At 65.7% G+C, this 17,062-nt stretch carries 19 protein-coding genes and 1 other RNA gene; 8 read left to right on the top strand and 12 right to left on the bottom strand.

What is annotated here, in order from left to right:
- Positions 1-48: 48 nt before the first annotated feature.
- The 4 genes from IC762_RS34380 to IC762_RS34365 all read right to left on the bottom strand — a co-directional run bounded on the left by IC762_RS34380 (position 49) and on the right by IC762_RS34365 (position 3,025).
- A complete protein-coding gene (locus IC762_RS34380; RefSeq protein ID WP_195786493.1) occupies positions 49-549 on the bottom strand; it encodes an Lrp/AsnC family transcriptional regulator in 501 nt (166 codons plus the stop codon).
- Between the two features lie 82 nt (positions 550-631).
- On the bottom strand, positions 632-1,573 hold the full coding sequence (locus IC762_RS34375) for a sugar kinase (protein WP_195786492.1): 942 nt from the start codon (positions 1,571-1,573) through the stop codon (positions 632-634).
- 78 nt (positions 1,574-1,651) lie between these two features.
- Positions 1,652-2,599 carry an NAD(+) diphosphatase gene (nudC, locus tag IC762_RS34370; protein WP_195786491.1) on the bottom strand — a complete coding sequence of 316 codons (948 nt, stop codon included), beginning with the start codon at positions 2,597-2,599 and terminating at the stop codon, positions 1,652-1,654.
- Between the two features lie 6 nt (positions 2,600-2,605).
- Entirely contained in the window at positions 2,606-3,025 is a 420-nt protein-coding gene (locus tag IC762_RS34365; RefSeq protein ID WP_195790417.1) for an HIT domain-containing protein, read from the bottom strand.
- Positions 3,026-3,135: 110 nt separating this feature from the next.
- Between IC762_RS34365 and ffs the strand changes: the two genes are divergently transcribed.
- From ffs to IC762_RS34340, 5 genes are all read left to right on the top strand, one after another.
- Positions 3,136-3,232: signal recognition particle sRNA small type (gene ffs / locus IC762_RS34360), an RNA gene on the top strand.
- Between the two features lie 125 nt (positions 3,233-3,357).
- Positions 3,358-5,193 (top strand): DNA polymerase III subunit gamma/tau, encoded by a 1,836-nt coding sequence (locus tag IC762_RS34355; RefSeq protein ID WP_195786490.1) that lies wholly within the window; start codon positions 3,358-3,360, stop codon positions 5,191-5,193.
- A 21-nt stretch (positions 5,194-5,214) separates the two neighbouring features.
- Positions 5,215-5,532: a YbaB/EbfC family nucleoid-associated protein gene (locus tag IC762_RS34350; protein ID WP_195786489.1), complete on the top strand. Its 318-nt coding sequence runs from the start codon at positions 5,215-5,217 to the stop codon at positions 5,530-5,532.
- Positions 5,533-6,138: a recombination mediator RecR gene (gene recR / locus IC762_RS34345; RefSeq protein ID WP_194457093.1), complete on the top strand. Its 606-nt coding sequence runs from the start codon at positions 5,533-5,535 to the stop codon at positions 6,136-6,138. It begins immediately after the preceding gene.
- 145 nt (positions 6,139-6,283) lie between these two features.
- A complete protein-coding gene (locus tag IC762_RS34340; protein WP_195786488.1) occupies positions 6,284-6,712 on the top strand; it encodes a hypothetical protein in 429 nt (142 codons plus the stop codon).
- Between the two features lie 150 nt (positions 6,713-6,862).
- On the opposite strand, the gene IC762_RS34335 is transcribed toward IC762_RS34340, so the two are convergent.
- The 3 genes from IC762_RS34335 to IC762_RS34325 form a co-directional block, all read right to left on the bottom strand.
- Positions 6,863-8,233, bottom strand: coding sequence for an AmpG family muropeptide MFS transporter (locus IC762_RS34335; protein ID WP_195786487.1), 1,371 nt, complete (start codon positions 8,231-8,233; stop codon positions 6,863-6,865).
- A gap of 78 nt (positions 8,234-8,311) precedes the next feature.
- Complete coding sequence (locus IC762_RS34330) at positions 8,312-8,617, bottom strand: GIY-YIG nuclease family protein (RefSeq protein WP_195786486.1); 306 nt, start codon at positions 8,615-8,617, stop codon at positions 8,312-8,314.
- 79 nt (positions 8,618-8,696) lie between these two features.
- Positions 8,697-9,905 (bottom strand): DNA recombination protein RmuC, encoded by a 1,209-nt coding sequence (locus tag IC762_RS34325; protein WP_195786485.1) that lies wholly within the window; start codon positions 9,903-9,905, stop codon positions 8,697-8,699.
- Positions 9,906-10,075: 170 nt separating this feature from the next.
- Here IC762_RS34325 and def point away from each other — a divergent pair, with 170 nt between their 5' ends.
- The 3 genes from def (at position 10,076) to truA (ending at position 12,413) form a co-directional block, all read left to right on the top strand.
- Entirely contained in the window at positions 10,076-10,603 is a 528-nt protein-coding gene (gene def, locus IC762_RS34320; protein WP_195786484.1) for a peptide deformylase, read from the top strand.
- A 137-nt stretch (positions 10,604-10,740) separates the two neighbouring features.
- The gene (gene fmt / locus IC762_RS34315) at positions 10,741-11,676 is read left to right on the top strand and encodes a methionyl-tRNA formyltransferase (RefSeq protein ID WP_195786483.1); all 936 of its coding nucleotides are present in this window, start codon (positions 10,741-10,743) and stop codon (positions 11,674-11,676) included.
- The gene (truA, locus tag IC762_RS34310) at positions 11,676-12,413 is read left to right on the top strand and encodes a tRNA pseudouridine(38-40) synthase TruA (protein WP_195786482.1); all 738 of its coding nucleotides are present in this window, start codon (positions 11,676-11,678) and stop codon (positions 12,411-12,413) included. The genes fmt and truA overlap by 1 nt, the downstream gene beginning before the upstream one ends.
- Before the next feature lie 62 nt (positions 12,414-12,475).
- On the opposite strand, the gene dapE is transcribed toward truA, so the two are convergent.
- From dapE to IC762_RS34285, 5 genes are all read right to left on the bottom strand, one after another.
- Positions 12,476-13,630, bottom strand: coding sequence for a succinyl-diaminopimelate desuccinylase (gene dapE / locus IC762_RS34305; protein ID WP_195786481.1), 1,155 nt, complete (start codon positions 13,628-13,630; stop codon positions 12,476-12,478).
- A 17-nt stretch (positions 13,631-13,647) separates the two neighbouring features.
- Positions 13,648-14,268 (bottom strand): DUF805 domain-containing protein, encoded by a 621-nt coding sequence (locus tag IC762_RS34300; RefSeq protein ID WP_195786480.1) that lies wholly within the window; start codon positions 14,266-14,268, stop codon positions 13,648-13,650.
- 67 nt (positions 14,269-14,335) lie between these two features.
- Positions 14,336-15,181: a 2,3,4,5-tetrahydropyridine-2,6-dicarboxylate N-succinyltransferase gene (gene dapD, locus IC762_RS34295; protein ID WP_195786479.1), complete on the bottom strand. Its 846-nt coding sequence runs from the start codon at positions 15,179-15,181 to the stop codon at positions 14,336-14,338.
- A 113-nt stretch (positions 15,182-15,294) separates the two neighbouring features.
- The gene (locus IC762_RS34290; protein WP_195786478.1) at positions 15,295-15,993 is read right to left on the bottom strand and encodes a pyrimidine 5'-nucleotidase; all 699 of its coding nucleotides are present in this window, start codon (positions 15,991-15,993) and stop codon (positions 15,295-15,297) included.
- Positions 15,994-16,001: 8 nt separating this feature from the next.
- Positions 16,002-16,988, bottom strand: coding sequence for a DUF1036 domain-containing protein (locus IC762_RS34285; protein ID WP_195790416.1), 987 nt, complete (start codon positions 16,986-16,988; stop codon positions 16,002-16,004).
- Positions 16,989-17,062 lie beyond the last annotated feature (74 nt).

Raw genomic sequence — 17,062 nt, 5'->3', positions numbered from 1 at the left:
GTCTCTGGAATACTGGGTCGCCCGCCTGCGCGGGCGACGACAGAAAGGTTACGCCGCCGGCACCGGCAACGCGGTGACCGACTTGATCTTCTCCATCGCGAAGCGCGAGGTGACGTTCTTCAGCGGCACGGCACTGATCAGCTTCTTGTAGAACACGTCATAGGCCTGCATGTCGGCGACCACGACGCGCAGCATGTAGTCGACGTCGCCGGCCATCCGGTAGAACTCCATCACCTCGGGCATGGCGCTGACGGCGTCGGCGAATTTGCGCAGCCAGGCTTCCGAATGATCGGCGCTCTCGACCGAGACGAACACCGAGATGCCGAGCCCGATCTTGTTCTGGTCGACCAGCGCCACCCGGCGCAGGATCACGCCGTCGGCTTCCAGCCGCTGGATGCGCTTCCAGCACGGCGTCGACGACAGCCCGACCCGGTCGCCGATCTCGGCGACGGAGAGCGAGGCGTCCTCCTGCAACACGGTCAGGATCTTGCGATCGATGGCGTCGAGGCGGCGGCTATTGTCGTGAAGCTGAACGGCGACGTCGGACATAGAAGAATGTTCCATATGAAGGGCTGATATCCCTCATATAGAGAAAAATCTTCTCGTGCAAGCGGTTCGTGACCCGCCAGACCTACCGGGCCTCGGCGTGCTGGCCCAAAAACTCTTCAACTTCAGCACGTTGCGGTGCGGCATAGGCGCCCCCGAAGCGGGTGCATTTCAGCGCTGCGGCGGCCGAGGCGAAGCGCAGCGCCTCGCGCAGCTCCTGCCCCTCGGTGACCGCCAGCGCGAACGCCCCGTGGAAGACGTCGCCGGCCCCGAGCGTATCGACGGTATGGACCGGGAAGGCGGGGGTTTCTTCGAACCCTCCCTGCTCGTTGAGCCAGATCGTGCCCCGCGGCCCGCGCGTCCCGGCCAGGAAGGAAGGGGTGAGCCTGGCGAGCTTCTGCAACGCCTGGCCGTCGTCGGTGACGTCAGCGGTCTCCTGCAGCGGCTCGCTGGAGAATACCAGATGCGAGGAGGCGGTCAGCAGGCCCTCGCTCATCGACATCGCGCGATCGACGTCGACGATCACGGGAATGCCGCGCTTGACGGCCTCGGCGCACAGCTCGGTGCAGAACGGCGCGCAACGGCTCTCGGTCAGGATCGCCGCGCAATCCTCCAGCAGCAGCTCGGTCGGCGGCAGCCGCACTTTCCACAATTCCGGATCGCGGAAGGTGACGATGGTGCGCTCGCCGGTGTCGTCGATCATGATCGCCGAGATCGGCGTCACCAGGTTCGGCAAGTGGATGAGATGGTTGGTCTCGATGCCCTCTTCCGCGAGCTTGTCGAACATGTAGCGGCTCGAGGTTTCCCGGGAATCGCCCATCGGGCCGCACATCGAGGCGCGGCCGCCCAGCCGGACGATGCCGATCGCGGCATTCAGGGCGTTGCCGCCGCAAATCTCCTCAAAATGCGTCGCATGCGTCTTGGAGCCGCGCGCAGGAACGTTGACGCGGAAGGTCAGGTCCCGCACCGGGAGGCCGATGCAGAGGATGCGGGGGGCGATCTTGGGGGCGCCGGTCTGAAAATTCATGCAGAATCCACCATGCTGGTTCCGTGATCTGCCAGAACCTGTGTCCAGATTTAATCGGCAGGATCAAGTCCGGTTCCGCTATTTGTCAGCGGCATTTCCGTGCACCCATCGTCCGAGCAAATGATGGGCAATTGCAAAGGGATGCGGCCCCGCCAGGCCGTCGGGATGCTGGCGCTTGAGCATCAGGGTCGCCTCATGGCGGTCGAACCAGCGGGCGTCCTCGAGCTCGGTGCGGTCGACCACGATGTCCTCGTTGATCGCCCGCGCGGTGCAGCCGATCATCAGCGAGGACGGATAGGGCCAGGGCTGCGTCATGTAATAGGCGACGTCGGTGCAGCGGATGCCCGACTCCTCGAAGATCTCGCGGCGGACCGCGTCCTCGATGGTCTCGGCCGCCTCGACGAAGCCGGCGAGGCAGGAATACATGCCGGGCATGAACTGCTTCTGGCGGCCCATCAGCACCCTGTCGCCATGGGTGACCAGCATGATCACGACCGGATCGGTGCGCGGAAAATGCTCGGCCTTGCAGCTCGGGCATTCGCGCTTCCAGCCGCCGTCCTTCATCGCGGTGCGGGTGCCGCAATTGGCGCAGAAGCCGTGGCGCTGGTGCCAGCTCACCATCGACTTCGCCATCGCGATCGCCGAGAGCTGTTCCGCCGGCACCGCGCCCTGCATCGCCATGCCGCGCAATTCGGTGACCGCGACGTCGCCGCGCCCGACCAGCTTCTCCGCCGCCTGCGGCGCGATGCCCATGCCGAAAATCGGCGCGCTGTCGCGCAGCCCCAGGAAGATCGTGCCGGGGTTGGCGCCGTAGCCGCGGGCCTCGTCCAGCGAGAGCAGCGCGCGGGCGCCGCCATCCTCCTGCTTCACCACCAGCGAGTCGCGATAGACCACATAGGCTCTAGCCTCACGATGGCCCTCCAGCGCGAACAGCTTTTCATCATTGCTGCGCAGATGCGCCGCGCGATCCAGCGCATGGGTGACGAAGGCCGGCTGGCCGAGCGGAAAGGAATCGAATGCTGACATGAAATTTCAACCCAACCAGATCTTGCGGCGAAGCGCGCTGATGAAATTCTGCACTTCCTCGGCATCATGCGCCAGCGGCGGCATCACGCCCCAAACGGGACGCGGCCATGCAGCGTCACTGGTGCGGCGGGCGATGACATGGACGTGAAGCTGCGGCACCAGGTTGCCGAGCGCTGCGATGTTCAGCTTGTCGCATTTGGTGATCTCTTTCAGGGCCCGCGCGACGCGCGAGACCTCGGTCATCAGCTGCGCCTGCTCGACCTCGTCGAGATCGATGATCTCGACCGCGTCGGCGCGCCGGGGCACCAGCAGGAGCCAGGGATAATGCGCATCCTTGATCACCAGCACCTTGCACAGCGGCAGGTCGCCGATGTCGATCGTGTCTTTCTTGAGCTGCGAATGCAGCGTCCAGTCTGAGGCGGGCATGAGGGGCAAGTAATGCCTTTCCGCGTTCCCGTACAAGTCCCACAAACCCAACCTTATAACCTGGGTCGGAGCGCTTGCTTTCCGGCGCTTTTGGCCCCAAATAGGGACCGGGAGATTGGCGGTGGACGAGCCACTCGCCAACCGGGTCAGGTCCGGAAGGAAGCAGCCCTAACGAGGTCCGGATCGGGTCGCTCGTCAGTCTCCTACCTGTTTTTTCCGAGCGAATCGCGCTGGATCGGCGGTCCCCGCGGCTGGGCAGTTCTTGTGCACGCTCGATTTTGGCTCCCATCCGCACGCCGGCTGCCGAAAGAGATCAAGTTGCGGATCGACGCATGAATGACGCTGGCGACCCCTCGAATCCGTCCGACGGCGCCGGCCAGAGCGGCTTCGATCTCGGCGGGGCTCCGGATGCCGCAAAACCCTACCGCGTCCTCGCCCGCAAATACCGCCCGTCCAGCTTCGAGCACCTGATCGGCCAGGAGGCCATGGTGCGCACCGTCTCGAACGCGTTCGAGACCGGGCGGATTCCGCAGGCCTGGATCCTGACCGGCGTGCGCGGGGTCGGCAAGACCACGACCGCGCGCATCCTCGCCCGCGCGCTGAACTACGAGAAGGCCGACGGCTCGGTGCCGGGCCCGACCATCCACATGCCCGATCTCGGTGTGCACTGCCAGGCGATCATGGAAAGCCGGCACATGGACGTGCTGGAGATGGACGCCGCCTCCCACACCGGCGTCGACGATGTCCGCCAGATCAATGACAGCGTGCGCTACGCGCCGGCCAGCGCGCGCTACAAGGTCTACATCATCGACGAAGTCCACATGCTGTCGACCGCGGCCTTCAACGCCTTCCTGAAGACGCTGGAGGAGCCGCCGGAGCACGCCAAGTTCGTGTTCGCCACCACCGAAATCCGCAAGGTGCCGATCACCGTCTTGTCGCGCTGCCAGCGCTTCGACCTGCGCCGCGTCGAGGCCGACGTGCTGATGAAGCATCTCGGCAACATCGCGATCAACGAAGGCGTCGCGGTCGAGCCCGAGGCGCTCGGCATCATCGCGCGCGCCGCCGAAGGCTCGGTGCGCGATTCGCTGTCGCTGTTCGACCAGGCGATCGCGCATGCCGCAGGCGACGTGAAGGCCGATGCCGTCAGGCAGATGCTCGGCCTCGCCGACCGCACCCGGGTCATCGATCTCTTCGAACAGCTGGCGCGCGGCGATCTGGCCGCGGCGTTCGCCGAGTTCCGCGCGCAGTATGACGTCGGCGCCGATCCGGTCGTCGTGCTGTCCGACCTCGCCGAGTTCGTCAATTTCGTCACCCGCGTGAAGGTGGTGCCGGCCACCGCTGACAATGTCGCGTTCGGCGAGACCGAGCGCGTGCGCGCGCGCGAGTTCGCGGCGAAACTTTCGATGCGGGTGCTGTCGCGGATGTGGCAGATGCTGCTCAAGGGCATTACCGAGGTGCAGACCGCGACACGCCCGGCCGCCGCGGCCGAAATGGTGCTGGTGCGGATCGCCTATGTCGCCGACTTGCCGACGCCCGACGAGGCGATCCGGATGATCGAGCAGAATGGCGGTGGCAACGCGCCGGCGACGTCGGGCGGCTCGGCTGCGTCGCGCGGCGCGCCGACATCGACGATGTCCGCGATGCCGCCCACATCATTCCGCGCCCCGCAGGGTGCGCCGCGCGCCGATGTCGCCGCGCGTCCGCAGATGGTGGCGCCGGCAGCGAACGCCGCGCCGGCGCTGCGCATCACGAGCTTTCCGCAGCTGATCGCGCTCGCCGGCGAGAAGCGCGACGTCCTGACCAAGGGCGCGCTGGAGTCCGACGTGCGGCTGGTCCGCATCGAGGACGGCCAGCTCGAGATCGCGCTCGAGCCGAAGGCCTCGCGCGGCCTCGTCACCGATCTCTCGCGCAAGCTCGAATCATGGACCGGCCGGCGCTGGACCGTGATCATTTCCAACGAGGCCGGTCAGCCGACGGTGCGCTCGCAGAACGAGCTGGCGCGCAACGAGCACCAGCGCACCGCCGAGGCCGATCCGCGCGTGCAGGAAGTGCTGGCGCGGTTTCCCGGCACGCGGGTCGTCGAGGTGCGCCGTCTCGCCGCCGAGCTGCCGGCGTCGGATGCCACCGGTGAAGACCCGATCGAACCTCCCGACAGCGACGACGATTGATCTGGCCACAAGGACATACGCATGGCTGATTTTCTCGGCATGATGAAGCAGGCAGCGCAGCTGCAATCCAAGATGCAGGCGATGCAGGAAGAGCTCGGCAACGTCGAGGTCGAGGGCATTTCCGGCGGCGGGCTGGTCGCGGTGCGGATGACCGCGAAGATGGAGGTGAAGGGCGTCAAGATCGATCCCTCGCTGATGAAGGAAGAAGAGCGCGAGGTGCTCGAGGACCTGCTGGTCACTGCGCATGGCGACGCCCGCCGCAAGGCGGAGACCGCGATGCAGGAGAAGATGGCGGCGCTGACCGGCGGGCTCGGCCTGCCGCCCGGGTTTGGTTTGTAAATGGCTGCAAGCGTCGCCGGTCCCGAGATCGAACGGCTGATCCAGCTGTTGGCGCGGCTGCCCGGGCTCGGCCCGCGCTCGGCCCGCCGCGCGGCGCTGCATCTGATCAAGAAACGCGAAGCGCTGATGACGCCGCTGACCGCGGCGTTGCAGGTGGCGATCGAGAAGATCCAGGTCTGCAAGACCTGCGGCAACATCGATACGCAAAACCCCTGCACGGTGTGCACCGATCCGCGCCGCGATCCCTCGATCATCGTCGTGGTCGCCGATGTCGCCGACCTCTGGGCGCTGGAACGCGCCAATGCGACCAATGGCCGCTATCACGTGCTGGGCGCGACCTTGTCGCCGCTCGACGGCGTCGGCCCGCAGGATCTCACCATCGATCAACTGGTGGCGCGCGCCCATGCGGCCGAAGTCAGCGAGATCATCCTGGCGCTCAACGCCACGGTCGATGGCCAGACCACCGCGCATTACATTACCGACCTGTTGTCGGAGGCCAATGTGCGGGTAACGCGGCTGGCGCATGGCGTGCCCGTCGGCGGCGAGCTTGATTACCTCGATGAAGGTACGCTATCGGCTGCCATGCGGCAGCGGACGCTGTTCTAGCGCACTTGTGCCAAATCCGATTGCGGCGGTGTCGCCCCAGAAGCCGGGCGGTCCGAAACATTACGCTTAACCAATATGATAGGGTGGATGACGATTCGAGGCGGTCATTCACGCTTCTCGCGGATCAGATACGGAATCACAGCATATGACGACACAGCGATTCGGCGCACGCTTGGGCTTTGCGCTTTTGTGCGCGGTATTGAGTGCGCCCTGCGCGATCGCGCAGCAGAGCGACGCCCCGCAGAGGCCGGGCAAGCCGATCCATAACGGCGAAGTTCTGTCCGGGGAACTCAGCGCCATGCGGGTGCGCGACGTCAAGCGGCCGGGCAAGCGCGTCGCGACCTATCAGGTCACCAGCGAGCCGCGCCGCTTGCCGCCGCCGAACGGTCTCTGCAACCTCGAGACCGGTCCCGAGACGTTCCAGCTCGTCACCACCAGCGACGCCCAGACCGCGCAGCTCAACCGGCTCGTCGGCAAGGCGATCTCGGTGAAGGTCGACGAGATCGCCTGCGCCAAGGACGCCGGACAGGTCAGCGAAGCCATCGTCACGAAGTGGAGCGTGGTGGCGAAGTAATACGCGCCACAATCCCGGTGTCGTCGCCCGGCCTGTGCGCAATCGCGCACATGGACCGGGCGACCCAGTACGCCGCGGCCCCTCCGTTGAACAACAAGCGTCTCTGGAATACTGGGTCACCCGGTCAAGCCGGGTGACGACAGCGGTGGACTAAACCCGCACCGGCCCGAGCTCATCAAAATGCCCACGCCGCTGCAGCCAGACGAGCAGGATCAGGCTCGGGATCGCGACCAGCACGCAGATCACGAAGAACGCCGACCAGCCGACATTCTGCGCGATAAAGCCCGCGCCCGACGACAGGTAGGTGCGGCCGACCGCCGCGAGCGCGGTCAGCAGCGCATACTGGGTCGCGGTGTGCAGCGGATTGCGGCACAGCGCCGAGAGATAGGCGACGAAGATCACGGTGCCGATCGCGCTGGTGAAATTCTCCGCGGTGATGGCGAGCGCCAGTGCCCAGTGGTTGATGCCGACATGCGCGAGCCAGGAAAACGAGAGGTTGGCGAGCGCCTGCAGCACGCCGCCGATCCACAGGCTGGTCGCCAGCGAATAACGCCGCGCCACGAAGCCGCCGGCAAAGCCGCCGATCAGGGTTGCGGCGAGGCCGACGCCCTTCACGATCGCCGCATAGTCGACCTTGGAAAAACCGATGTCGATCACGAACGGCGCGGTCATGGTGCCCGAAAACGCATCGGTGAATTTGAACAGCACCACGAAGGCGAGTGCCGCGAACGCGTCCTTCCGGGTCAGGAACTCGGAGAACGCGCCGGCCGCGGCATGCAGCACGCGTTCCGCCGCCGTCTGCGCATGGGTGGCCGCCTCGGCGCCCTTCGATTGCGGCGGCTCGGTCGCGGCAAGCGCCGTGATCGTGCCGATCAGGATCAGCGCGGCCATCACGACATAGCCCCACATCCACGCCGACGGGCGCGCAACGCCTGATGCTTCGAAGCCGCTGACGATGAACAGTGCTCCCGCGGTCGATACCAGCATGCCGATGCGATAGGCCGCGACATAGGACGCCATGCCGGCGGCCTGCTCGCTTTCAGGCAGGCTCTCGACGCGAAAGGCGTCGACCACGATATCCTGCGTCGACGACGCGGTCGCCACCAGCAGCGCGGCGAAGGCGGCAAACCACGGCGATTTCGCCGGATCGGCCATCGCCAGCACCAGGATCGCGGCGATCAGCAGCAGCTGCGAGAACAACAGCCAGCCGCGGCGGCGGCCGAAGGCGTGCGTGAACAGCGGCACGTGCAACGCATCGACCAGCGGTGCCCAGAGGAATTTCAGCGTGTAGGGCGTGCCGATCAGCGCCAGCAGCCCGATGGTGCCGAGATCGACCCCGGCCTCCTTCATCCACACCTGCAAGGTCGACCCCGACAGCGCCAGCGGCAGGCCCGAGGAGAAGCCGAGCAGCAGGACGATGAGAACGCGCGGTTGCAGATAGACCGCCAGGCCGTCGCGCCAGGAGGTGGGGGGCGGGGAAGCTTTTTCTGGCGAGGGCTCGGTCGCTTCGGGCGCGGTCATAAGCAGTTGGTAGCAGATTCGAGCCACAAAAACGGTGTCATCGCCCGGCTTGACCGGGCGACCCAGTATCCCAGAGGCCTATCCGCCGCCCGCAGCAATCTCCGGATAAAGATCGATCCAGTCCGGATTGTCCTTCTCGATCAGGGATATCTTCCATGCGCGAGGCCATTTCTTCAGGCGTTTCTCGCGACGGATCGCATTCTCCGGATCATCGAACTGTTCGAAATAGACGAGCCTCACGATGTCGTATTTTTCAGTGAAACTCTTCATAGGTTTCAGCTTGTGCTCCCAGACTCGTCGGATGAGATCATTTGTCACGCCGATGTAGAGCGTGCCGCCAATGCGGCTGGCGAGGATGTAAACGTAGTAGTGCCGTGCCCCCAACTTCCGCCTCTGGAATACTGGATCGCCCGGTCGAGCCGGGCGATGACACCGAATATTTGGCGGGGATCGCAGACGATAACTATTCCCCCGCTTGCAGCTTGCGCGGGGCGGGGAACAGGTCGGGGGCTGGGCCCTTCACGAAGCGAGGCACCTCGATCGGCGCTTCCGCCTTGCTGAAGTCGAGCTCCTCGATGCGGCCGGCGCGCTTTTCGATCTTGTCGGCGGAGATCAGGATCTGCCTGACGTCCTCGTTGACCTGGCCGAAATGGTTCTGCAGCTTGAGCACGCGATCGCGCAGCCGGCCGAGGTCGTCGCCGAGATGCATCACCTCGTTGCGGATCTGGTCGGCGGCATCGCGGATGCGGGCATCCTTCAGGATCTGCTGCATCACCTGGATCGCCAGCATCAGCAGCGAGGGCGACACCAGCACGACGCGGGCGCGATAGGCCTTCTGGATCACGTCGTCGAAGCCGTCATGGATCTCGGCATAGACCGATTCCGAGGGCACGAACATCAGCGCGGTGTCCTGGGTCTCGCCGGGGATCAGGTATTTCTCCGCGATGTCGCTGACATGCTTCAGCACGTCGACGCGCAGCCGCTGGCTGGCAAATTTGCGCTCCTCGTCGCTGCGCGCATCATGCAGCGCGGTCATCGCTTCCAGCGGAAATTTGGCGTCGATGCAGAGCGGGCGTTGGTCGGGCAGGAACACCACGCAGTCCGGGCGCTTGCCCGAGGTCAGCGTGTGCTGGAATTCGTAGGATCCCTTCGGCATGCCGTCCTGGACGATCGCCTCCATCCGGGCCTGGCCGAACGCGCCGCGCGACTGCTTGTTGGCGAGCACGTCGCGCAAGGTCGTGACCTGGGTGGTGAGCTCGTTGAGGTTCTTGTGGGCGTGATCGATGATGCCGAGCCGCTCATGCAGCACGCGGAGCGAATCCATCGTGTTGCGGGTCGACTGCTCCATCGACTGGCCGACCCGATGGGTCACCGAATCCAGACGCTCGTTGACCGCCCGCGCCATCTCGGCCTGCCGGCCGGCCAGCGCCTGCGCCATGGCATCGGCCCGGCCTGAAGATTCGCTTTGGGCGCGCAGCACGTCGGCGAGCCGCTCTTCGAGCTCGTCGGCGCGGATCGCCTGGGCCATCGCGAGTTCCGCGCCGCGGCAGCCTGAACGGGCGATGATGATGGCGATCGTGAGCAGCAGGACGAGCGCCAGCACGCCAAGGCCGATCAGCGCATCGGAAACGCGGACCGGCAGCTCGCCTATGGTGAGAAGAATCTCGTTCATGCCGGCCGTTGTAGCCGATTCGCGGCTTGCGGCGAACGAAGAGAGAACATTTATCGCGAATGCAACCGCAATTTTCGTGGTTAACGTCGGCTGAAGAAACATGGTTAAGGCCGGCTTAACCGGTTCCGGAGCGCATTGACCCCCAGAGACCAGCGGCTTAAATCGCGCGCATGGCCATCAGAGAAATCATCATCCTGCCGGACAAGCAGCTGCGCCTGGTGTCGAAGCCTGTCGAGGCGGTGACGCCGGAGATCCGCAAGCTTGCCGACGACATGCTGGAGACGATGTACGACGCGCCCGGCATCGGGCTTGCGGCGATCCAGGTCGCGCAGCCGCTGCGGCTGATCACCATGGACCTCGCCAAGCGCGAGGAGGACGGCGAGACCACGCCGAAGCCGCGCGTCTTCATCAATCCGGAGATCATCGCGCGCTCGGAGGAGCTCTCGGTCTACGAGGAGGGCTGCCTCTCGATCCCCGAATATTACGAGGAGGTCGAGCGTCCGGCGCGGGTGCGCATCCGATTCCTCGACCTCGACGGCAAGCTGCATGAGGAGGATGCGGAAGGGCTTTATGCCACCTGCATCCAGCACGAGATCGACCATCTCAACGGCGTGCTGTTCGTGGATTATCTGTCGAAGCTGAAGCGCGACCGCGTCTTCAAGAAATTCGAGAAGGCCGCCAAGCGCGCGGCGGAATAGCGGCGTTTTGGTTTGCCCGTCATGCCCGGGCTTGACCCGGGCATCCACGTCTTGCTTCTTGAGGGGCCAAGGACGTGGATGGCCGGGACAAGCCCGGCCATGACGGATGTTTAGGCCTCCCGGAAGAAATTGACTGCATGTCTCTCCGCCTGATCTTCATGGGCACGCCAGATTTCGCGGTGCCGACGCTGCTGGAGCTCGTGGCGCACGGCCATGAGGTCGCAGCCGTCTACACCCGCGCGCCGAAGCCGGGCGGGCGGCGCGGCCTGCAATTGCAGCCGACGCCGGTGGAGCAGGAGGCGCGCCGGCTCGGCATTCCCGTGCTGACGCCGAAGACGTTGAAGACGCCCGAGGCGCTGGAAGAGTTTCGCGCGCATGATGCGGATGCGGCGGTCGTCGTTGCCTACGGCATGATCCTGCCGCAGGCCATCCTCGATACGCCCTCGCTCGGCTGCTTCAATCTGCATGCCTCGCTGCTGCCGCGCTGGCGCGGTGCCGCGCCGATCAACCGCGCCATCATGGCCGGCGATGCCGAGAGCGGCGTGATGGTGATGAAGATGGATGTCGGGCTCGACACCGGCGATGTCGCGATGGTCGAGCGACTGCCGATCACTGAGAACATGACGGCCTCCGACCTGCATGACGCACTGGCGCCGCTCGGTGCCGATTTGATGGTGCGCGCGATGGGCGGCCTGGACCGCGGCGGCTTGCAGCTCACGAAGCAGAGCGAGCACGGCGTCACCTACGCCGCCAAGATCGAGAAGGCCGAGGCGCGAATCGACTGGAGCAAGCCGGCGCATGCGGTATTGCGCCACATTCACGGTCTGTCGCCGTTTCCCGGCGCGTGGTGCGAGCTCGCGGGCGAGGGCGAGCCGGTGCGGCTGAAGATCCTGCGCTGCGAGCTGGCCCGTGGCGCCGGCGCGCCCGGTGCCGTGCTCGACGACAATCTTGCGATCGCCTGCGGCGACGGTGCGATCCGGATCCTCGAGCTGCAGCGCGCCGGATCGAAGCCGATGAAGGCGGCTGATTTCCTGCGCGGCACGCCGCTGAAGCCGCCCGCGCGGCTCGCCTGATGCCGCGCTACAAGCTCACCATCGAATATGACGGCACGCCCTTCTCCGGCTGGCAGATCCAGGACACGGCGCCGACCGTGCAGGGCGCGCTGGAGACGGCGGTGAAGGCGATCTGCGGCGAGGATGTTCGTGTCCACGGCGCCGGTCGCACCGATGCCGGCGTGCACGCGCGGGGCCAGGTCGCGCATTGCGATATCGCAAAGGCGTTTCCGCCGGGCCGCTTTCGCGACGGGCTGAACGCGCATCTGCGGCCGCATCCGATCGCGGTGCTCGCGGCCGACATCGTGCCCGATGATTTCGAGGCGCGCTTCTCGGCGGTCAGGCGGCATTATCTCTATCGCATCGCCAACACCCGGGCGAATCTTGCACTCGATATCGGCCGGGTCTGGCGCGTGCCGCGCGTGCTCGATGCGGAGGCGATGCACGCCGCCGCGCAGCGCCTGCTCGGCAAGCACGATTTCACGACGTTCCGCGACACCGAGTGCCAGGCCAAATCGCCGGAGAAGACGCTCGACCAGCTCGACGTCACGCGCGATGGAGATGCCGTCAACATCGTCACGTCGGCGCGCTCGTTCCTGCACAGCCAGGTGCGTTCGATGGTCGGCTCGCTGGTATGGGTCGGCGAAGGCCGCTGGCGTGCCGACGACCTCGCCGCCGCACTCGCCGCCCGCAACCGCGCCGCCTGCGGCCCGGTCGCGCCGCCGGAGGGACTATATCTGGTGCGGGTGGATTACTAGCGGCCACAACCCCTACTGTGCATGGGGTTGTTTTTCGATATTTTGGTCTAACGGGTCGGAGCCTAGCCGAAATACCTGTCCAGCACGCCCCGATAGATCCGCGTCAGCTTCTCCAGATCGGACACCGGCGTGCGCTCGTCGATCTGGTGCATGGTCTGGCCGACCAGGCCGAATTCGATCACCGGGCAGTAGCTCGCGATGAAGCGGGCATCGGACGTGCCACCCGAAGTCGAGAGCTCGGGCCGGCGGCCGGTGATCTCCTCGATCGCGGAGACCGCGAGGTCGGTGAAGGGGCCGGGCCTGGTCACGAACACGTTGGAGTTCGACGGCTGCCAGTCGATGCGGGCGCGGATGCGGTTGCCGCAGGCCTTCGCCAGGCGTTCATCGACCAGTTGCCGCAGGCTCTCCTGGGTATGATTGTCGTTGAAGCGGATGTTGAACCTCGCCCGCGCCTGTCCGGGGATCACATTGCCTGCGGTGTTGCCGACGTCGACCGTGGTGAATTCGAGATTGCTCGCCTGGAATTGCGCGCTGCCGTGGTCGAGCGGCTCGTCGCTCAGCGCCACGATCAGCCGCGAGATATCAGGCACCGGGTTGGAGGCGCGATGCGGATAGGCGACATGGCCCTGCACGCCGTCGACGACGAGCGTGCCGGATTGCGAGCCGCGCCGGCCGATCTTGATCGTGTCGCCGAGCACTTCGACATTCGAGGGTTCGCCGACCACGCAATGATCGAACCGCTCGCCGCGCTCGGCGCACCATTTCAGGAGCTTCACGGTGCCGTTGATCGAGACGTCTTCCTCGTCGCCGGTGATCAGGAACGAGATCGAGCCCTTTGGCGCGCCGCCATGGTCCTTCAGATATTGCAGCACCGCGGCGACGCTGCAGGCGATGCCGCCCTTCATGTCGACTGCGCCGCGGCCGTAGAGATAGCCGTCTTTCACTTCGCCGGAGAACGCGCCGAGCGTCCACGCCGCCTCATCGCCGGGCGGCACGACGTCGGTGTGTCCGGCGAAGGTGATATGCGGCGCCGTGCTGCCGATCCGGGCATAGAGATTGTCGATATCCGCGGTGCCGGGCTCGGAGAAGGTGACGCGATGCACGTCGAAGCCGGCGGCCTTCAGCAGATGTTCGAGAACGCCCAGCGCGCCGGCATCGGCAGGCGTCACCGACGGGCAGCGGACGAGATCGCGGGTGATGGAGACGGCATCGGTCATGCCGTCCGCTTAACACGTCACGTTGCGGATGGGCCAGCTTTGTGCGGTGCGATTTCGAGCGCGCTCTGCTGATCCCAGCCCTGCGTCAAACGCGGCGCGTTGTCGCGGTTGCCGGGCGGCCTCATCCGTTGCTTGCCGAGCGGATTGGCGCCGTACCGATTGGTGTGCCGGGTGCCCCGAAGAAAGCCCATCTCGACGAAGCCCCAGAAATACAGCAGCCCCATCGGGACGATCAGCACGAGCGTCCAGGACGCGTCGGGAAGACGATCGGCAAACTGGTTACAGAGGCCGGGCAGGACGAAGTATGGCAATATCCACCATGCGCTCTTGTCGCGATCGTGCAGGCGTTTGACCAAGGCTGCGCAATAGACCCAGACGAACAGCGCCGTTGCGAGCGCCTTGATTGCGTGCAGCGGCAGGCGAGACCAGGACAGCGATCTGTAGGCGTTCGGATCGACGATCCCGAAGACGTCATCGAGACTGTAACCGAACGATACGCCCCATCCGAACGCGAGGCCGGTCGCCAGCACCATGGCGGCGAGGGCGATCATGCCGCCAAGGATAACCAATCCCGCGAGCCAGTATTTGGCGCGGTTGATGCGGCCCTCGAAGCTGAAAAGGTACCAGGTCCAATTCATGAAAAAACTCCGGGCGGCGGGAATTGGTCGCGGCCCGGAGTTTTGTCGATCTTACCTGGAGACTGGTTCAGTCCCGCAGCAGCTCGTTGATGCTGGTCTTGGCGCGGGTGCGCTCGTCGACGCGCTTGACGATCACGGCGCAGGCCACCGCCGGACCCGGCTGGCCGTTCTTCAGCGGCTTGGCCGGCGTGGTGCCGGGCACCACGACGGCATATTCGGGCACCTCGCCGACGAAGATCTCGCCGGTCTCGCGGTCGACGATCTTGGTGGAGGCGCCGAGGAACACGCCCATCGCCAGCACCGCGCCTTTGCGCACGATCACGCCTTCGGCGACCTCGGAGCGCGCGCCGATGAAGCAGTCGTCCTCGACGATCACGGGTTCGGCCTGCAGCGGCTCGAGCACGCCGCCGATGCCGACGCCGCCGGAGATGTGCACGCGCTTGCCGATCTGGGCGCAGGAGCCGACCGTCGACCAGGTGTCGATCATGGTCGCTTCATCGACATAAGCGCCGAGATTGACGAAGGAAGGCATCAGCACGACGTTGCGGGCGATGAAAGCCGAACGGCGAACGATCGCGCCCGGCACGGCGCGAAAGCCGGCGTCGCGGAAACGGTTCTCGCCCCAGCCTTCGAACTTCGAGGGCACCTTGTCCCACCACGATGCCTTGCCCGGGCCGCCAGGAATTGAGCTCATGTCGTTGAGGCGGAACGAGAGCAGCACCGCCTTCTTCAGCCACTGATTGACCTTCCACTTGCCGCCGGCCTCGCGTTCGGCGACGCGGGCCTCGCCCTTGTCGAGCAGCTCCAGCGCATGATCGACGGCGTCGCGGACCTCGCCCTTGGTCGAGGTCGAGATGCCTTCGCGGGCGTCGAACGCGGTGTTGACGGTGGTTTCGAGGGCGGACAGCGACATCGGGATATCCTCGGGCGTATCGGGATTATGACGGGAATTGAGGGGCTTTTTCCGGATTTGGGACGGGAGAGTCAAGGCAAACTCCGCCGTCGCCGGGACGACGAGGGGAGAGATCAGACTTTGCCGCTCAACCGCTGCAAAAACCCGGTCAGATCGTCGGTGACGTGGTCGACATGCGCGGCGTCGCGGCCTTCCAGCTCCCAGGTCTCGCGCACCACCTCCTGGCTGCCATCGGGCACCACCAGCACGGTGACCATGCCGAGCTCGTGCGGGACGACCAGATTGCGTGCGAGGTCTTCGAACATCGCGGCCCTGGCCGGATCGACGTCGTGCAGCTTGAGGAACTTCTGGTAGGTCTGCGGCGCCGGCTTCGGCTCGAGGTCGGCGGCGATGATGTCGAACACGCCGTCGAAATGATCGCCGATGCCGAGCCGGCCGAGCACGGCGTCGACATGGTCGACCGAGCCGTTGGTCAGGATCAGTTTGCGCCCCGGCAGCTCCGCGATCGCGGCGCCCATCGCAGGATTGGGCTGCAGCGGCGAATGGTCGATCTTGTGCACATAGGCGAGGTAGTCGTCGGCCTTCACGCCGTGCTCGGTCATCATGCCGCGCATCGTGGTGCCGTAGCGCAGGTAGTAGTCCTTCTGGATCCGCCGCGCCTCCTCCGGCGTCACATTCAGCCAGTTGCTGACGAACTCGCCGATCCGCGCGTCGACCTGCTGCCACAGATTGACGTGATGCGGGTACAGCGTGTTGTCGAGGTCGAACACCCAGGTGTCGACATGGCCGAAGCTGCGGGAAGTTTTCATCATGCTCTCATTCACGGCATCGCAAAGCGCAGCGTCTTGCCGCCGCTGGTCATGTCGACGGTGGTAAATCCCGTTGCCGCGAGACCGCGACTGGCGCAGTCGCCCTGCTCGCTGCTCTCGAATTTGCTGTCGCGGGTGCAGAGCTGCACGGCGCCGCCCCAGTTCAGCGGCTTGTCCTTGATGCGGACGGTGCGGTTGTCGCTGTCGACGGCCTCGGCAAAGGAATAGATCTGCTTCGGCGTGCCGGTGATATCGGGATGCAGGCATTTGCCGGGATCGATGCGGTACCAGCCGCGGCTGGTCACCGTCCTGCCGTCATCGGTGGCAACCGCGGCCATCACCTTGTGCGGCGTGTCGTTGCACCAGGTCAGCCCCGATGGCGACGGCTTCTGGACGGCATCGATCATCGCGGCGAAGAAGTTCGGCGACTGCACGATGTCGCTGGCGAGCCCGCGGCTTTTCAGGAACGCGGCGAGCGCGCTCTGCGTCTTCGGCCCGTCGACGCCGTCGATCGGCGCCGCGTCATAGCCCGCGATCACCAGCAGGCGCTGGATGCCGGCAAGCCGCGCCTGCTCGTCGTCATACTCGCTGTCTTCGGCCAGATAGGCGACGAGATTGCCGTCATCGCTCTGCGTCGGCGTGATCTGGGTGAACTGCGCGGGCGTCTGGCCGGAGCGGCACTGGCGCGCGGCGGCGATCACGAAATTGTCCTGCGCGACGCAGAGCGTATCGGTGCCGTTCTGCGGGATCGGCGAGGCGCCATAGACGCCGAGCGCGCGTGCATTCAGCAGCACGCGGTCGGCGGAAAGCTGGCCCTGCACCACGACGCGACAGGTCGCGGGATCGATGCGAAACCAGCCGCGCGTTGCGGTCGCTGCCTTTTCGTCGATGCCGATCGCGGCCTCGACGACATAGCTCATGCGGTTGCAAAGCTTCAGGTCGGCGTGCGCCGGCTCCGCGGAGAACAGCAGCGACATCACCGCGGCCGGGAACGACATCATCAGCCGCGCCAGCGGCGAGCGATGCGGCGACTTGGCCAGCGCCGCGGCGATCCGCGCATGTAGGGTGGTGC

Origin of the sequence: Bradyrhizobium genosp. L (assembly GCF_015624485.1) — a bacterium.
GTDB lineage: Bacteria > Pseudomonadota > Alphaproteobacteria > Rhizobiales > Xanthobacteraceae > Bradyrhizobium.
The sequence above is the reverse complement of the archived record's forward strand: the minus strand, read 5'-3'. Positions and strand labels throughout refer to the sequence as shown.

Excerpts from the sequence above, each read along its gene's own strand:
- IC762_RS34285 (WP_195790416.1), bottom strand. The coding sequence starts at position 16,988 with ATGTCGTTCCCGGCCGCGGTGATGTCGCTGCTGTTCTCCGCGGAGCCG.
- IC762_RS34340 (WP_195786488.1), top strand. The coding sequence starts at position 6,284 with ATGACGACACAGCGATTCGGCGCACGCTTGGGCTTTGCGCTTTTGTGC.
- IC762_RS34375 (WP_195786492.1), bottom strand. The coding sequence starts at position 1,573 with ATGAATTTTCAGACCGGCGCCCCCAAGATCGCCCCCCGCATCCTCTGC.
- recR (WP_194457093.1), top strand. The coding sequence starts at position 5,533 with ATGGCTGCAAGCGTCGCCGGTCCCGAGATCGAACGGCTGATCCAGCTG.
- dapE (WP_195786481.1), bottom strand. The coding sequence starts at position 13,630 with ATGACCGATGCCGTCTCCATCACCCGCGATCTCGTCCGCTGCCCGTCG.
- IC762_RS34290 (WP_195786478.1), bottom strand. The coding sequence starts at position 15,993 with ATGATGAAAACTTCCCGCAGCTTCGGCCATGTCGACACCTGGGTGTTC.
- IC762_RS34380 (WP_195786493.1), bottom strand. The coding sequence starts at position 549 with ATGTCCGACGTCGCCGTTCAGCTTCACGACAATAGCCGCCGCCTCGAC.
- IC762_RS34325 (WP_195786485.1), bottom strand. The coding sequence starts at position 9,905 with ATGAACGAGATTCTTCTCACCATAGGCGAGCTGCCGGTCCGCGTTTCC.
- dapD (WP_195786479.1), bottom strand. The coding sequence starts at position 15,181 with ATGTCGCTGTCCGCCCTCGAAACCACCGTCAACACCGCGTTCGACGCC.
- def (WP_195786484.1), top strand. The coding sequence starts at position 10,076 with ATGGCCATCAGAGAAATCATCATCCTGCCGGACAAGCAGCTGCGCCTG.
- truA (WP_195786482.1), top strand. The coding sequence starts at position 11,676 with ATGCCGCGCTACAAGCTCACCATCGAATATGACGGCACGCCCTTCTCC.
- IC762_RS34300 (WP_195786480.1), bottom strand. The coding sequence starts at position 14,268 with ATGAATTGGACCTGGTACCTTTTCAGCTTCGAGGGCCGCATCAACCGC.
- IC762_RS34355 (WP_195786490.1), top strand. The coding sequence starts at position 3,358 with ATGAATGACGCTGGCGACCCCTCGAATCCGTCCGACGGCGCCGGCCAG.
- nudC (WP_195786491.1), bottom strand. The coding sequence starts at position 2,599 with ATGTCAGCATTCGATTCCTTTCCGCTCGGCCAGCCGGCCTTCGTCACC.
- IC762_RS34365 (WP_195790417.1), bottom strand. The coding sequence starts at position 3,025 with ATGCCCGCCTCAGACTGGACGCTGCATTCGCAGCTCAAGAAAGACACG.
- IC762_RS34335 (WP_195786487.1), bottom strand. The coding sequence starts at position 8,233 with ATGACCGCGCCCGAAGCGACCGAGCCCTCGCCAGAAAAAGCTTCCCCG.
- fmt (WP_195786483.1), top strand. The coding sequence starts at position 10,741 with ATGTCTCTCCGCCTGATCTTCATGGGCACGCCAGATTTCGCGGTGCCG.
- IC762_RS34350 (WP_195786489.1), top strand. The coding sequence starts at position 5,215 with ATGGCTGATTTTCTCGGCATGATGAAGCAGGCAGCGCAGCTGCAATCC.